General features: G+C 43.7%; 10 protein-coding genes and 1 pseudogene. 3 read left to right on the top strand and 8 right to left on the bottom strand.

Annotated elements, in window-relative coordinates; translation table 11 throughout:
• The first annotated feature begins 295 nt into the window (after window positions 1–295).
• Window positions 296–5,803 (top strand): PAS domain S-box protein, encoded by a 5,508-nt coding sequence (locus AB0756_RS35740; RefSeq protein WP_050045700.1) that lies wholly within the window; start codon window positions 296–298, stop codon window positions 5,801–5,803.
• A gap of 546 nt (window positions 5,804–6,349) precedes the next feature.
• On the opposite strand, the gene AB0756_RS35735 is transcribed toward AB0756_RS35740, so the two are convergent.
• The 7 genes and pseudogenes from AB0756_RS35735 to AB0756_RS35705 all read right to left on the bottom strand — a co-directional run bounded on the left by AB0756_RS35735 (window position 6,350) and on the right by AB0756_RS35705 (window position 13,849).
• Complete coding sequence (locus tag AB0756_RS35735) at window positions 6,350–6,994, bottom strand: response regulator transcription factor (protein ID WP_038091378.1); 645 nt, start codon at window positions 6,992–6,994, stop codon at window positions 6,350–6,352.
• A gap of 103 nt (window positions 6,995–7,097) precedes the next feature.
• Window positions 7,098–8,153: a sensor histidine kinase gene (locus AB0756_RS35730; protein WP_408104043.1), complete on the bottom strand. Its 1,056-nt coding sequence runs from the start codon at window positions 8,151–8,153 to the stop codon at window positions 7,098–7,100.
• A gap of 17 nt (window positions 8,154–8,170) precedes the next feature.
• On the bottom strand, window positions 8,171–8,533 hold the full coding sequence (locus AB0756_RS35725) for a response regulator (RefSeq protein WP_408104042.1): 363 nt from the start codon (window positions 8,531–8,533) through the stop codon (window positions 8,171–8,173).
• 47 nt (window positions 8,534–8,580) lie between these two features.
• Window positions 8,581–10,077 carry an ATP-binding response regulator gene (locus tag AB0756_RS35720; RefSeq protein ID WP_050045701.1) on the bottom strand — a complete coding sequence of 499 codons (1,497 nt, stop codon included), beginning with the start codon at window positions 10,075–10,077 and terminating at the stop codon, window positions 8,581–8,583.
• A gap of 645 nt (window positions 10,078–10,722) precedes the next feature.
• Window positions 10,723–11,382, bottom strand: coding sequence for a hypothetical protein (locus AB0756_RS35715; protein WP_202048607.1), 660 nt, complete (start codon window positions 11,380–11,382; stop codon window positions 10,723–10,725).
• A gap of 279 nt (window positions 11,383–11,661) precedes the next feature.
• Window positions 11,662–12,072, bottom strand: a pseudogene (locus AB0756_RS35710) (hypothetical protein); the annotation flags it as partial.
• Between the two features lie 199 nt (window positions 12,073–12,271).
• Window positions 12,272–13,849, bottom strand: a complete 1,578-nt coding sequence (locus tag AB0756_RS35705) for a phytoene desaturase family protein (protein ID WP_038091362.1) — start codon at window positions 13,847–13,849, stop codon at window positions 12,272–12,274.
• A gap of 76 nt (window positions 13,850–13,925) precedes the next feature.
• On the opposite strand from AB0756_RS35705, the gene AB0756_RS35700 reads away from it, so the two are divergent.
• Together AB0756_RS35700 and AB0756_RS35695 are read left to right on the top strand one after the other, a co-directional pair.
• On the top strand, window positions 13,926–14,261 hold the full coding sequence (locus tag AB0756_RS35700; RefSeq protein WP_038091352.1) for a hypothetical protein: 336 nt from the start codon (window positions 13,926–13,928) through the stop codon (window positions 14,259–14,261).
• Window positions 14,262–14,302: 41 nt separating this feature from the next.
• A complete protein-coding gene (locus AB0756_RS35695; RefSeq protein ID WP_038091557.1) occupies window positions 14,303–15,229 on the top strand; it encodes a phosphodiester glycosidase family protein in 927 nt (308 codons plus the stop codon).
• A 7-nt stretch (window positions 15,230–15,236) separates the two neighbouring features.
• Here the strand turns inward: AB0756_RS35695 and AB0756_RS35690 are convergent, their stop codons facing one another.
• Complete coding sequence (locus AB0756_RS35690) at window positions 15,237–15,734, bottom strand: pentapeptide repeat-containing protein (RefSeq protein ID WP_038091349.1); 498 nt, start codon at window positions 15,732–15,734, stop codon at window positions 15,237–15,239.
• Window positions 15,735–16,021 lie beyond the last annotated feature (287 nt).

Raw genomic sequence — 16,021 nt, 5'->3', positions numbered from 1 at the left:
ACAGATTATTTTCTTAAATTTCTTTAAGGGTGGGCATTGCTCACCCTTTTTTTACTTAACTGTACTGCCGTAGTACGAGCAACGCCCACCCTACACAAAGAGTTAAATTAGACTGCTTATTTAGACCTTTAGATAGATAAGGATCTGAGCAAATTGATAGAAGATTAATTACGATATATTACATTTTGCCCGTCTACCAGTGCTTGCAGGCGCAGGATATGCAGAAATTATTAATTCTTTAGAATTTTTCATAAATTTAGCTAACCCTAAGTAGAATAAATTCGGAACAGAGATTGTGACCGATATAGTAAAAGCAACTATTTCAGAGGAAATCTTTGCAGGCGGTGGAGAAATGGGTCAAGTAATGCGATCGCTCGATTGGTCGCAAACGCTTTTAGGTCCGGTATCTCAATGGGCGCAAAGTTTGAAAACAGCGGTCAGCATTATATTAAACTCCCGCTACCCCATGTTTGTTTGGTGGGGAGCAGAGTATGCCAACCTCTATAACGATGCTTACCGTCCAATGCTCGGTGCAAGCAAGCACCCGCAATTTCTGGGACAGTCTGCTAAGGATTGCTGGGCTGAAGTCTGGGATGTTCTCGGTCCCTTAGCTGATAGCGTTTTAACCACAGGCGAACCGACTTGGTCAGACGATTTGCGGCTGATAATGGATCGTTATGGATATTTAGAAGAAACATATTTTACCTTCTCCTACAGCCCAATTCGGGATGAAAGTGGTGGAGTGGGTGGAGTCTTTTGTGCTGTCATTGAAACAACAGCGCGGGTTATTGGCGAGCGTCGTCTGCGAACGTTACGGGAACTAGCATCGAATGCAGCACACGCAAAGACTGTTCTTGAAGCTTGTGACATTGCAGCAGAAACACTGTACAAAAATTCAGCCGATATTCCCTTTGCTTTGCTGTATTGCTTGGAAGAGGAAGGCAAACGAGCAAGGTTGGTAAAAACTGCGGGTGTGGAGGCGGGAACTCCTGCAACCCCGGAGTGCGTGCTCTTAACCGACGCAATAGATCCATGGAATCTGACAAAAGTCAATCAGACAAATACGGCAGAAATTATTCCCGATTTAACAGAGCGCTTCGGGAAACTTCCCATAACATTTCGGGTAGAATCCCCTTCAAAAGCAATAGTGATGCCCATTGCTCGGTCTGGAAAGCAACAACTCGCAGGATTGCTAGTGTTGGGTATTAGTCCCCGACTCCCCTTTGACGATGAGTACCAAGGATTCTTCGATCTAGTTGTCAGCAATATTGCAACTGCAATTGCTAATGCCGATGCTTATGAAGCAGAACGCAAACGTGCTGAGGCATTGGTGGAGTTAGACAGAGCAAAGACAGTCTTCTTTAGCAATATCAGTCATGAGTTTCGTACACCACTTACACTCATGCTCAGTCCCCTAGAAGAAATTTTAGCCGATCCAACAGGACCGCATGCCAGCGATCGCTCTCAACTGGAAATTGCTCATCGCAATTCCCTGCGCTTGTTGAAACTTGTTAACACCTTACTGGATTTCTCTCGTATTGAAGCAGGGCGCATGGAAGCAGTTTACGAGCCAACCGACTTAGCGATGGTAACTGCGGATTTAGCAGGCGTATTTCGGTCAGCTATTGAAAGTGCGGGGATGCAGTTGTTCGTAAACTGTCCTCCCCTGCCTGAAAGAATATACGTTGACCGGGAAATGTGGGAAAAAATTGTCTTGAACTTGCTCTCTAACGCCTTTAAATTCACTTTTGAGGGAGAAATTACTGTTGACTTGCGCTATTGCAGCAATCGCATTGAGTTAGAAGTACGGGATACTGGTACAGGTATTCCACCGGCTGAATTGCCCCACATATTTGAGCGCTTTCATCGAGTGCAAGGAGCTAGGGGAAGGACTTATGAAGGTTCGGGCATTGGTTTGTCATTAGTTCGGGAACTCGTAGACCTACACGGCGGTACGATTCAAGCGAGCAGCGTCATTGATGAAGGAACAAGTTTTATTGTGTCCATTCCTACAGGATGCGCTCACTTGCCGCAAGAACACATTAAATCAACATCCATCTCGGCAACAACAGCAATGGTAACAATTCCCCATGCTGAAGCGGTAATTCCCTGGTTGCCAGAAGAAAGTGGGGGAGTGGGAGAGTGGGAGAGCGGACAAGGAGGAGAATTCATGCCCTCACCCTCACCCGTGCGTGTCTTGTTAGTTGACGACAACGCTGATATGCGCCACTATATGAAACGTTTGTTGAACCAAAAGTACGAGGTGCAAGCTGTAGCCGATGGAGTGGCTGCGCTGGCTGCGGTTCATCAACAAACTCCGGATCTTGTAATTACAGACGTTATGATGCCGAAACTAGATGGTTTTGGTTTGTTAAGCAAGCTACGGGCTAACCCAAAAACAAGAACTTTGCCCGTTATTCTGCTATCTGCCCGCGCTGGAGAAGAATCCCGCGTTGAAGGTTTAGAAGCGGGCGCAGATGATTATCTTATCAAGCCCTTCTCCGCTCGTGAATTATTGGCTCGTGTGGAGGCAACTCTCAAGATGGCTCAGATGCGGCAAGAAGTCGCCCGTTACGAGCAGATCTTACGGGTAGAAACCGAGATAGCACATAGCAAAATCAACAACATTCTAGAAAGCATCACTGATGCGTTTGTGGCATTCGACCACCATTGGCGCTACACTTACGTCAATCAGCAAGCCACAGAGCTTTTGCACAAGAGCCGTGAAGAGTTACTCGGCAAGCAAGTGTGGGAGGAAGTTTTTCCAGAAACAGTTGGAACTCTGATTTACCAAGAGTTTCATCGTGCTGTTACGGAGCAAGTTGCTGTTGTCTTTGAGGAATTCGGTCAGTCAATAGGTAAGTGGCTGGAAATTCACGCCTATCCCTCCCCAGATGGTCTTGCTGTTTATTTTCGGGACATTACCGAACGAAAGCATTCACAAGCAGCACTACAGCAGAGTGAAGAACGTTACCGCTCGCTGGTAGAAGCCACTGCATCAATTGTCTGGGTTGCCGATGGCTCTGGCTCAATTGTGTCAGCACCCGCTTGGGGAACATTGACCGGGCAAACGCAACAGCAGTACATGGGCTGGGGTTGGCTTGATGTAGTCCATCCAGATGACCGTCAATTGACAGTTCAAACCTGGACTGAAGCACTACAGAACAAGGTATCCTGCGAGGTTGAGTATCGATTGTTACATTATGACGGGGAATATCGTTATGTGTATGTACGGGGCGTACCTATCTTAGACGTTGCTGGTAATGTACGGGAGTGGATTGGCACAGTCACCGACATCAGCGATCGCAAACAAGCAGAGATAGCACTGCGGGATAGCGAACAGAAGTACCGTAACATCGTACAAACAGCCAATGAGGGTATTTGGTTGATTGATGCTGAAACTCAAACACTCTACGTTAACGAGCGGATGGCTCAGATGCTCGGCTACACGACAGAAGAAATACTTGAGCGTACAGTACTTGAGTATTGCTTCCCACAAGATATTTTATCTGCCTGCAAGCACATTGGTAGCAATTTCCAGGGAAAAAATGAGCAATTTGATTTTCGCTTCCGACGCAAGGACGGTAAAGAACTGCTAGTGCTAGCGTGTACCAGTCCCGTGCGAGACGGACAAGGTAATATTATTGGCGCACTAGGGATGTTCACAAATGTGACAGCTCGCAAGCAAGCAGAAAAGGCGCTACAGCAGAGTGAAGAGCACCTGAAATTGGCAAACGAGCGATTTGAGTTGGCAGCGACAGCGGTGAACTGTCTGATTTATGATTGGGATATAAAGCGAGATTTGGTTGAAAGAACTGATGGGTTAACCAGAATTTTAGGTTATTCACTTGCAGAAGCCGAACCAACCTCTCAGTGGTGGTGCGAACGCGTGCATCCGGGGGATTTGCAACGGGTAAAAGAGGAAGCAGCAACTGTCTTTACAAAGAGCGATCGCTTTACCTGTGAGTATCGAATCCTTAACAAAAGCAACCAGTATACCTATGTAGTAGACCATGGAATAGTTGCTGCACGAGACGCTCACGGAAACCCAAGCCGGATAGTAGGGAGTACCGTAGATATCACAGAGCGCAAGCAAGCAGAGTCAGAACGCGCCCAATTACTCGAGCGAGAGCAGCAATACACGCGTCGCCTGCAAAAACTTACTGAAGCATTCATCGCCATTAATTCCACCTCATCACTGAATGAAAGGTTGCGATTGATTACAGATAAAGCTCGTGACATTATTGAAGCGCATCAGTCAGTCACTAGCATGACAGTAGATCAAAATTGGGCACAAGCAATTCACACAATTTCTATGTCAGACAAATACGCCCGGTGGCAAAATTACAAAGTAAAACCAGATGGTTCGGGTATCTATGCGTTTGTTTGTCGCACGCAGCGTCCGGTACGAATGACCCAAGCTGAACTAGAAGCACATCCGGCTTGGCGTGGATTTGGTAAAGAAGCAGCCAACCATCCACCGATGCGGGGTTTGTTGGCTGCTCCCTTTACTAACCGTAATGGCAAAAACATCGGGCTCATCCAACTTTCTGACAAACATTCTGGCGAGTTTACCCAAGAAGATGAAGCCATGCTCGTACAACTAGCGCAGATGGCATCAGCTGCAATTGACAATGCTCAACTTTATGAGGAATCTCAACAAGCCAATCGCGTCAAAGATGAGTTTTTAGCAATCTTATCTCATGAATTGCGTTCCCCACTCAACCCTATATTAGGTTGGGTAAAACTTCTGCAAAGTCGGAAGCTCGATAACCAGAAAACAGTTGAAGCTTTGGTAACTATTGAGCGTAATGCTAAGTTGCAAACCCAACTGATTGACGATTTATTGGACGTTTCCCGAATTTTACGTGGTAAGTTAAGCTTAAATATTGCTCCGGTGAGCTTGAAATCCATTATTGAGGCAGCCTTAGAGACAGTGCGTTTAGCTGCGATCGCGAAATCAATCCAGATTCAGACAGTCTTAGAACCACATTGTAGAAGCAACGTTCGCCCCCATCAACTACAAGTTGCAGGCGATCCCAACCGTTTACAGCAAGTGATTTGGAATTTACTTTCCAACGCCATCAAATTTACTCCCAATGGTGGATGCGTACAAATACGATTAGAACAAGTCGGAGATGCCGTACAAATTCAAGTCACTGACAATGGTAAAGGCATTAGTACAGAGTTTTTACCCTATGTTTTTGACTACTTCCGCCAAGCTGATGCTTCCACAACTCGAACACATGGCGGTTTGGGATTAGGGTTAGCCATTGTACGTCACCTCGTAGAGTTGCACGGCGGTACGGTAACGGCTGCTAGTCCTGGTGTTGGACAGGGGGCGAGTTTTACAGTTATGCTGCCAATGCTAAATTTTGAGCCAGAGATAAAGGAGGATGAGCCAACCGATAGCGAACCTGATTTGACAGGAATTCGTGTTTTAATTGTAGAGGATATTACTGACTCCCGTGAATTTCTAGTTTTTGTACTTGAACAATATGGAGCGATCGCAATAGCAAGTACATCAGCACGAGAAGCATTCGAGGTGCTGCAACAATTCCAACCAGATGTAATCGTAAGCGATATTGGTATGCCAGGTGAAGATGGATACACCTTAATTCGTAAAATCAGAGCACTGACTTCAGAACAGGGAGGTAGAATTCCAGCCATCGCTTTAACAGCGTATGCTAAGGATGAAGATCGGGATAAAGCACTGTCAGCTGGTTTTCAAAAACATCTTTCCAAGCCTGTAGAGCCAGCAGAATTAGCAGCTACCATCGCCAGTCTTCTAACAAATTCTTAATAAAATTTATTTAGGGCTTGCTGAAAAGAAGAAATTAATAGATCGCTGGTTACTGCTCGCTGCTCATTAAAATAAGTAAAGGGGGACAAGGAAATTAGCCCCGTGCAAGCCATTCCCTTATCTCCCACCTCTCCAAGATTCCCTCTCTTACATGGGCAGATAAAGAGCAGTAAACTACAGCATTTATCGAACATCCAATCCGGATAATGAGTGGATAAGTTCGTGTTGCATATGGTTTACAGAGCCATAATATACCCCACTTTACTTACCCGTGTCGCTCTCCCACAGTTGAGTTTTTACCTATACGAAGTATTAGTCTCTTACCCGAACTTTTGGCTAGGTATCCTTAATACACAAGGATTACGAGCTATTACGTAGGTTACTCGTAACGCTAACTTTTTTCAAGGATACAGCTGGTCTTAAAAGGACCAGACCCATCATAATTCATAGAATCGGTCAAAATTTAAAGCAAAATATAACTTGCAGAGAGAATTATGTTGCTTGTCAGACTAATTATCTTTTAAGAATTCGTTGAAAAAGTAGTTGTTAGGAAAGACTGACAATTCCGCGTTTAAGAGCAACAAGAACTGCTTGGGTTCGGTCATTGACAGCTAATTTGCTTAAAATATTGTTGATGTGGAACTTAACAGTACTTTCAGAAATACGCAGGGTAGCACTAATATCTTGGTTGCTCTTACCAACTGCCATCAAGCAAAGAACTTGCGTTTCGCGATCGCTCAGTTCTGGGTTACTCATCCGTTCTGCTAGTTTAGCTCCCACTGTAGGTTGAAGATACTTTTGGTTGCTAGCAACGGTGCGAATAGCTGTTAAAAGTTCATCAGGTTCAGCGTCTTTGAGCAAATAGCCCTTTGCGCCCGCCCGCAATCCGCGATAAATATCTTCATCACCATCAAAGGTTGTCAGTACAATAATTTTGGCATCATGAAACTCACTACAAATCAAGTCGATAGCACCAACACCTCCCAACTTAGGCATCCGCAAATCCATGAGAGTGACATCGGGTTGATATTCGCGAAACATTTCTATGGCAGAAATCCCATCACCCGCCTGTGCAATCACCAGCAGATCTGGCTCTCGTTCAATCATCACCGCTAAGCCCTGACGTACCACAGGATGGTCATCAGCAATCAGAACGCGAATAAGATTTGACTGAACTGAGGTTTTAGCCATTTGTGCTAGTTGTTAGTTGTTAGTTGTTAGTTGTTAGTTGTTAGTTGTTAGTTGTTAGTTGTTAGTTGTTAGTTGTTAGTTGTTAGTTGTTGGTTGAAAATCACTAACCACTAACCAATACCACCACTTCTGTACCCTCTCCCGGATGACTTCGTATCGTCAGTTCTGCTCCCATCTGTTGAGCTCGTTCTCTCATTCCCAAAAGACCATAACCATTACTGACAGATGCGCTGTCTGCATCAAATCCCCGTCCGTTATCTTGAATTCTTAAAAGACACCGTGTTTGTTCGTATATCACTTCAACTCGAATTTCACCAGCATCTGCATACTTAACAGCGTTTGTCAAGGCTTCTTGTGCTATTCGCAGGAGATTATTTTCTATATCTGTTCGTAAGGAGTACACCTCACCTGTTACTTCACAAAGAATATGGGTGTTGGAATAAGATTGCATTTGCATCGTTAGGCGATTGAGAGCACTACATAGATCTCCATCTTCCAACAACTGCGGACGTAGCGCCTCTACTGAACGACGTGCTTCTGTCAAACCTCTACGTGCTAAATCGCGTACTGTCTTGATATGTTCTTTTGCTTCAGAGGAAGCACCTTCCATGACTCGTGAAGCAGCCCCCAAATGAACGACAATGCCCGTAAAAGCTTGCGCTAGGGTATCGTGAATTTCTCTTGCCATGCGATTGCGTTCTTCAAGAACAGATGCTTCTTCCGCTTGCTTGCGCTCGGTAATGTCTTGTCCTATACCTATAATCGTATCATGATTCAATCGAATGTTTGCCCAGGAAGTCTCGATATAATGTCCCAAGCTAGTTCTAATTTTAAAGTCTTGCCATTTTCCAGTGGCTGCGATCATATGTTCTAAAACTTGAGCACGAATCTGAGAGTCGGGAAAAAATTCTTCTAGTATGTTAGTTTGATGAATTTCTTCTTGAGAGCAACCTAAGAGCCGTTTGAACTCTCGATTTACTAAACAAAATCTACCTTCATTATCATAAAGAGTCAACATAACGGGAATGTGGTCGAAAATAGTTTGTAAAAGTTCTTTTTGCTCCCGTAGAGCTTCTTCTATACGCTTGCGTTCTTCAAGTTCTGCTATTAGCTTTAAATTTTGCTCTAAAAGTTCTTTAGAAAGCCTTCTAAGGCGCAACTGATTCTCAACTCGAGCTAAAATTCTTGAGATTCAAAAGGTTTAATGATGTAATCTACTCCACCTAAAGAAAAGGCTTTTACCTTGTCTAATATTTCATGTAAAGCACTGATAAATATAATGGGAATATCTTGAGTTCGAGGAGACGATTTCAACCGCTCGCAGATTTCATAACCATTCATTCCCGGCATCATAATATCTAATAAAATGAGATCGGGTAAATTTGATTGAATAAATGTAAGTGCTAATTTACTACTTGAAGCAGGATGTACCTTATATCCTGCTTTTAATAAAATATTGCTTAAAAGATTTAGGTTGTCGGGTGTATCATCAACAATTAAAATTGTTCCTTTATCTAATAAGTTTTTAACTGCATTCATTTTTTTAAATCTATTTTCATGAAATTGAATTATCGATTTTTAAATTATTAAATAAAATCCAACAACGTATCGTACTGAAAATTCCGAGCCAAGGTATCTAAGGCTTGGGATAAGGAAGGATTAAATTCAGAGATAAGATGAATAAATTGCCGAATCGACTCTACATCTAGAGCGATAATTGCTTGGCGCAAATTAGCAACTAAATTTTTAGGTAAGCTATTAATAGCGTCTTTGGTCAAAACCTGAGCTTCATTTGTAGCTGTTGGATTCGATTGGGGTAATGCGAGATCTCGAGCGCAGACATAACAAATACCAAGGTGTTTGTGCAGAGCCTCAAAAATGTCTTCTAATTGAAAAGGCTTTCGGATAAAATCATCACAGCCCGTACTCAAAAAAAGCGAGCGCTTGTCTTCTAAAACATCCGCGCTCAAGGCAATAATTTTAGTTTTGAATGAAGAATTTTGCTGTAGTTCCCTAGAGCGAATCCTTCGGATGGTGTCAATAACAGACATTCGCAAATTCATAAAAATAAGGTGTGGTTTCCAATCGTTCCAGATTGCGAGCGATTCTTGTTCATTTCTGGCTTCTTGTAATTCAAAATTTAGGGGAGAGAGCAATTTCACTAACAATTGGCGGTTATCTTGATGATTGTCTACCAATAAAATACGATATTGTGGTTGATTGGGAGCAAGTGCTATGACACGACGAGGTGCTTGTTGGTTGTTGAGAGGCGAAGTTTTAACAACGCAGGTAGGAAGGTAAAATTGGAAGGTGCTACCACAGCCGACACAAGAACTTACACTGATGTCGCCCCCCATTAAGTGTACTAAAGAGCGTGCGATAGTCAATCCCAAGCCCGTTCCTTCTGGAAATTCTTGTCCCACAGGTGTTTGGACAAAAGGTTCAAAAATACTGTCTAACTCACTTTCAGCAATACCGCAACCAGTGTCTGAAATTCTAAAATGTAAAGAGTAAGAAGGAGCCATTTCCCGTTCCTCTCCTCTAACATAAAGCGATACTCTACCTCTAGTAGTAAATTTTAAGGCATTAGAAAGTAAATTTATCAAAACCTGACGCAATTTGACTTCATCACCATGCACGTATTTTGGCACTTCTTTTTCACCATGAAATGATAATTCCAACCCTTTACTATACGCTGTGAGTTGGAACATACTTTTCATATCATCCAGCAATTGATGTAAATCAAATTTCTTTTCATTTAGAGTTATTCGTCCTGCTTCAATTTTTGATAAATCCAAGACTTGGTCAATCAACCTCAGCAGGTGTTCGCCGTTACGAACAATTGCCAGCACATTTTCTCGGTTTTCAGGGGATAAGTCATTAGAACGGCTCATTAATTGTGAAAAACCTAGAATGGCGTTGAGTGGCGATCGCAATTCGTGACTCATATTTGCCAAAAACACGCTTTTAGCGCGGTTTGCTGCTTGTGCTGCTTCTTCAGCACGTCTGCGTTCTATAATTTCTTGTTGTAGTGCCAAAGAGCATTGTGCGGCTTGCACATTCAAATTATTTTCTAAATACATAACTCCTACCAATTTCTTAAAATAAATTGATTAATTGACAAAAAGTGTATTATATGATTCAAAATTACCCCGTTACGAGGGGCAGAAGCTGAGTCAAAAGACATAACTCCTACTTTTAAGTAGTTGTATGCAACACAAGCTTATGCACTTTTGGTTAGGTGAAAGCTCGCTATTTTGCTAGTTCAAACCTAAACTTAAGTATAGGTACTGGAATTGAGGAAAGAAAGAATTCTTACGAGCGTGGCAAAATTGTGCGCTCGGCATTCAATACTGCTCGGATAATAATTTTTGTAGGTTGGACAACCCCAACAAATGCCTGTAAATGTTGGGTTTCGTTCTTCAAACGCCACGTCACTCAACAGGGGGAACCTCCGTTGAAGCACCTGTCGTCTTTGCCCAAGTGAAGCATCTGACGTGGAAACCCCCAAGCCCTTACGGGTATGTGCAAGGCACACGCTACGCGTTGCGAAGCTATGCCCGCAGGGCTATACGCCAGTCCCCTCGTGCTGTAAACCTGCTTTCAGGGCTGGACTCACCGCAACTTCTCTGGGAACGGCGCTGCTCTGGGCACGTGAGTGGCTCCCCGACCTACGTATTCTCGCATTTTTAGGCTTAACCGACAAGTATTGGCTCGGCATTACCTTTTCATGGTATCCATTCTAAAACCACACCAACGCGGCTGTCTTTCTCCTCTTTAGAGTTTTGAAACTGAATATCTGTCGATAGCCGAAAGTCACGAGTCACAGCGTAACTGACTGACAAAGTTGTCAAGCCAACTTCTTCACTCGTGCGCGGAGCAACCCAGCTTTGGGTCAAAGAAATATCTGCAGCACCGCCACGAGATAACACCAACAGCGCCCTAACCCCCAAATTCATGCCATTTGTTAAGTAACTATCTGTTTCTAAGTGTCGGTAACCTGCAACGGCTGCAATATTAATATAGCTTCCTAAAGGACGCAAATAGTAACGTACATCTCCTCCGTAAGTCTCGCGCTGACCGTTAAATGTTGTTTGGTACTCCCCACTCACTGTTACACGACTGCGACCAATCAAAATATCTTCAACACCAAGATTTACCCCAAGTGCTTCGTCTGTTGAAGGAAATGCAGACAAGCCAAACCTGATTCTTGTGGGAAAACTGGGGTCATTTTTGATTTCCTCCAACACGTTGGGGACTTGGCGCTGCCAACGCTGTAATACTGGGCTGTTCTTAATAATCTCTGGATTTATATCTAAGTCTTGAGCAGCTTTTGAAGGAGTTTCGCACCAACTCGGAGTGGTTGCAAGCAGGAAGTTGAGGCTCAAACCAAAACATATCCCTTTAACCCCCCATTTTTGCCATTGTTTGGGGGGCGATATACTATGCTTGTTGCATCCGTTGTTTATCAACCTGTGTACCTAAGGTGCTGGTGAGGTAGTGGGTGATGGAGATGAGCTACTTGTGGGTGTAGCATTTGGTGATGTTGTTGGCGATGGGGATTCATTTGTTATAGGTTTGGAGCTAGTGGAAGTCGATCCCGTTGTTGGTTTTTTGGGAGATGATGAAGATGTATTGGTTGCTGGTTTGGAATTACTAGAACTTGATTTGGAGCGTTGCTGCTGATAGTAACCTGTAACTTTTTTAACGTAGTCAGCCGTAAATCCACTATTGCATCCCGTATAGTTACCTGTCATCCACCAACAAGCAACACCACGCACGGCTGCAGTTTCATTACCAGTTGCGGAATACTGCTTGTTCAATTCGCGGGTTGTAATACAGGAAACAACCTGACGCGCCAAATTGGAATCATTCTCAAATTGTGTTGGTGTGACTTCTTTTTTCAGGCAATTTTTTGACCATCCTTTGAGGGTTTCTGGTTTAACTTGCCAATCACTGTAATATCCATCATTTTGACTGCCAGTTTTAGGAGCAGCAAGTCTCAGGGCTTCCACCATCGCCGCAATTTGGGCATTAGAGACTTGTTGCTTTGCTTGAGCAAAAGAAGATTCTGGCATGACCAATGAAAATAATCCCAAGCTGAGAGTTATTCCAAATAGCCGCGATAAGCCAGGTACGGCTTGCACTAAGAGCGATAAGCTGACAGCTTGCGCCAAGGGCGATCGCATTCTCTTGTTCCTCACAAACACAAACTTCTTAAGGATAAAGGATAAAGGATGAACTATAAAGTAGAAATGACTCTAGAGATTGAAGAGTTTATCCTCTGTAGTCATTCAACATTGCTAAGTGCTTGTGTACGGGTGCAAGAGTATTGGCTGCGATCGCTCCACTAGCAGCCACTGCGGGTAATCCGATACCGGGAAAGGTAGAGTCTCCACAACACAACAACCCTGGAAGAGGTGTACCCGAGCCAGGAAAGAATCCTTTTCCTGCGGGAATTGCCGGACCATAAGAACCTCTGTGACGGCGCAAATAGCGTTCGTGAGTTATGGGTGTGCCCACAAGTGTCACTTCGAGGCGGGAACGCACATCTGGAATCACTCGTTCCAATGCTTGCCACATGACTTCTGCACGCGTTTGTTTTTGCTTGGCATATTCCTCGCTCTTTCTATCCATTCCCTGCCAAACAGAGTAGGGTTCGCTACCGGGAGTATAAGCGTGGATCGCATGCTTTCCCGGTGGTGCAAGTGAGGGGTCTAACACTGATGGAATGGATATCAACACAACGTTTTGAGGCGCAGTGACACCCAGATTCCAATCCTTAACAAATAAGTAGTGACAGGCAAGGTCGGAACGCAATCCTCGTGCATCAATACCCAGATGTAGGTGCATAAAGCTCTCACATTCCGGCGTACTTGCTCTTTGTTCCTGAAACTGTTTTGGCACTGCTCCAGTAGGAAGCAACTTGAGTGTATCCCAAACGGATGCATTTGAAACCACCGCCCGACGTGCCATTATCTTTTTTCCATCACGCGATCTTACACCGACAGCACGTTGCGAGGGCATACCTAAAGACATAGCGCGACTTGTCTCTACAAGAATTTCCTCAACATGAGTGTTTAACATCAGCTGACCTCCATGCCGTTCGAGTCCCCTGACAAGTGCATTTACCAAAGCACCGCTACCACCTATTGGGTAATCAAGCATAACGCCCGGTCGATACCAATCAGCAAACATAAACGCCACCTCAGCTGCACTCGTACCGCTAGCTGGCAATCCTGAGAGAAGAAAACAAAGCAAGTCCAGCCAATTACGCGTAAAGGGATCTTGAATAACACTGTCCATAATTGGACTAAAAGCTCCGATCAGCTTGGGGAAACTGGCAATATGCTCAAACAAAGACGGAGCAAAGGAACCAACTGTCAGTACTGCACCGATATCTAAGCGGAGGGCGGCTGGTGACATTGCAGTCGCAGCACGTCCGAGTGGTGCCATCACTCGCTGTAATTCCCGCCATTCAGCTACAGCTTGCTCGCCACGCAATCTTAATAAAACTTCACAAAATTGTTCGCCTCCTACTGAAGTGTCAAAATCTCCTTCTGGCAGACAACATCCCCAAGTATCATATGTTACAAAATTTAAATTTTCACCAATGGCATTTAAAACTTGTTTGAGAGGATTGGATGAAGGGTTGTAAGACAATCCAGAATACAGAGAAGGTCCTGAGTCAAACTTGTAACCATTCCGTTCAAAACTATGTGCGGCTCCTCCGGGAATTGAGTGGCTCTCACAAACCACAACATCAAAGCCATACTTTGCCAGGAGAGATGCACAGCTTAAGCCTCCGATTCCGCTACCAATAACGATTACATCCGTCTCGCGATCGCTTGTCATTAATATTACCTAAAAAAAGTTTGCAAAATTACATGAAGTACAGTTAAATTATTGCTAGTTGTTTTGAGGACAGATCGTGCGTAAACTGTCAGTAACTCTTCTCCTCATTTTAGGGTTTAGCGTATTTTTTGCTACTGCAACACGTGCTTCTGAAAAGCTCCCCCTGACTACTTTAGTTCTGCGCGACCATAAAATTACCATTAATACGACTCCTAATGGGTTTGCATACACCGTCATAAGAGCTTCAGACGGTACCGTACTTGATGCTCAACTGAATGATACTCAACTACAAGCAAAATATCCCGAGATTTATGATGCTGTCCGCCCTTCAATGGCAGATGGGAAGGAAACAAATGACGCAACAGTTTGGGGTGGAACTCAACACGTTCCAGCCAATGCTCTACCAAAATGATTCAAGGGGCGGGCATTTTGCCCACCCTCTATAACAATTTCATGAGTTATAGATACTTACTTTATTTACGACGATTTCTACTAGCAGCAATTAGTTTCTTTCTACTACCACCGATCGTTTATGGATGGTTGTGTCTTCAACGTCCACCCCAAACAAATTTAGAGCAAGCCCTTTTTCAGGGAATAGTTTACAAACGCATTGCTCGTTCCACACCGCGTCCAGTCATGACGCATATCGTCGCTATTGACTTAACCTCACCAGGGATAAAAGCGCTTGTCACTCCCGGAGTAAAAACTTCACATGATGGTGAAATTAGGGCACAAACGACTTCAGAATTTCTCACTCAGTTTAAGCTGCAATTAGCAATTAATGCAAGTTACTTCCTGAATTTCTACGAACACGCTCCTTGGAATTACTATCCACACAGCGGCGATGTTGTTAATCCCATTGGTGAGGCTATTTCTAATGGATACCGTTATTCTCAACCTGAAAAATACTGGTCTGTGCTGTGTATTTCATCCACCAACCGCGCTCAGATTTTAGAAAGTGAAAAGTGCCCTGAAGGAACAAAACAAGGCGTTGCAGGAAATCAGCTTTTAGTCGATCGCGCTCAGTCAGCTATTTCCGACTTAGGTGATGACAAACCTTATCCGCGAGTTGCAGTTGCGGTGAATCGAGAAGGGACAAAACTTTGGTTAATTGCTGTTGATGGCAAACAACCGCTTTACAGCGAGGGCGTTGCGATCGCGGAGCTAACAAAGATTATTTTAGATTTAGGTGCTTACACGGCATTGAATATAGATGGAGGTGGTTCAACAACATTGGTCATAGCAAGGAATCAGAAACCAAAAGTTTTAAATGCTCCAATTCATACAAGAGTACCAATGCGCGAACGTCCAGTCGCAAATCACTTGGGATTTTATGCCCTCCCGATTAAACAACCCCTCTCCCCAGTAGAGAGGAGTTAGGACAGGTTCAGGAATCGCAACCTAAAGATTCACGGGTGGAAACACCTGTTTTAGGATTTACACCGGTAGCACTCTCACAAAGCTTCTTAACTTCCAAACGATCTAAAACTGCGTTACTAAAATCAGCACCTGTGACATCAACATTATTAAAAGTCGAACGCAACATCATTGCGTTTGTAAAAACTCCATCACTAAAATCAGCACCTTTAAAGTCTGATAGATAAGCTATGCCATCAGTAAAATCAACACCATGGAGATTCGCTCCCCGCAACAATGATGCATTAAAAACTCCACCACGGAGATCGGCATTGCTAAAATTAGCGTTTTCCAGCTTGAGACTAGTATACTCTTGCCCGATCAAGCTTTGGTTTGAAAAATCTCTACCGCTTAGCTGATTGCTTGCGGCACGACTGATACTGGAAGAACTTGCTGCATGTGCTGACAGGGGAGACAAAAAAAGAACAGTAGCCAAGACTAACCCAGCTAGTGCTTGCCAATACCTCATAATGCTAACTTCATAAATCGCAACATCTCTATTAAACAATATTAAGAACCCTAATTCAATCGCTTCTCAGTAGGTGCAGGTAAAAAACTAAAAATGACTGTATGGTTGTATAACTTTGTATTAAGTATAGACTGGAAAATATAGAAACCTTACCATTGCGCTCTCGCTCCCATGCAAATTTTTTTGGTCTGTCTTGGTGTTTTTGCAATAGTAAATTAACAAATATTTATTCCTAAAGATAGAAGGGATTGAGAACTGAATGATATGCTTGAAAAGCCTTGCGGATA

This window comes from Tolypothrix campylonemoides VB511288_2 (assembly GCF_045999855.1).
GTDB lineage: Bacteria > Cyanobacteriota > Cyanobacteriia > Cyanobacteriales > Nostocaceae > Scytonema > Scytonema bouteillei_A.
Note: the sequence above shows the minus strand (reverse complement) of the source record. Positions and strands in the feature narration are given on the sequence as shown.

Coding starts and splice junctions, on each gene's coding strand:
- AB0756_RS35725 (WP_408104042.1), bottom strand. CDS start 8,533: ATGAATGCAGTTAAAAACTTATTAGATAAAGGAACAATTTTAATTGTT.
- AB0756_RS35720 (WP_050045701.1), bottom strand. CDS start 10,077: ATGTATTTAGAAAATAATTTGAATGTGCAAGCCGCACAATGCTCTTTG.
- AB0756_RS35735 (WP_038091378.1), bottom strand. CDS start 6,994: ATGGCTAAAACCTCAGTTCAGTCAAATCTTATTCGCGTTCTGATTGCT.
- AB0756_RS35705 (WP_038091362.1), bottom strand. CDS start 13,849: ATGACAAGCGATCGCGAGACGGATGTAATCGTTATTGGTAGCGGAATC.
- AB0756_RS35695 (WP_038091557.1), top strand. CDS start 14,303: ATGAGTTATAGATACTTACTTTATTTACGACGATTTCTACTAGCAGCA.
- AB0756_RS35690 (WP_038091349.1), bottom strand. CDS start 15,734: ATGAGGTATTGGCAAGCACTAGCTGGGTTAGTCTTGGCTACTGTTCTT.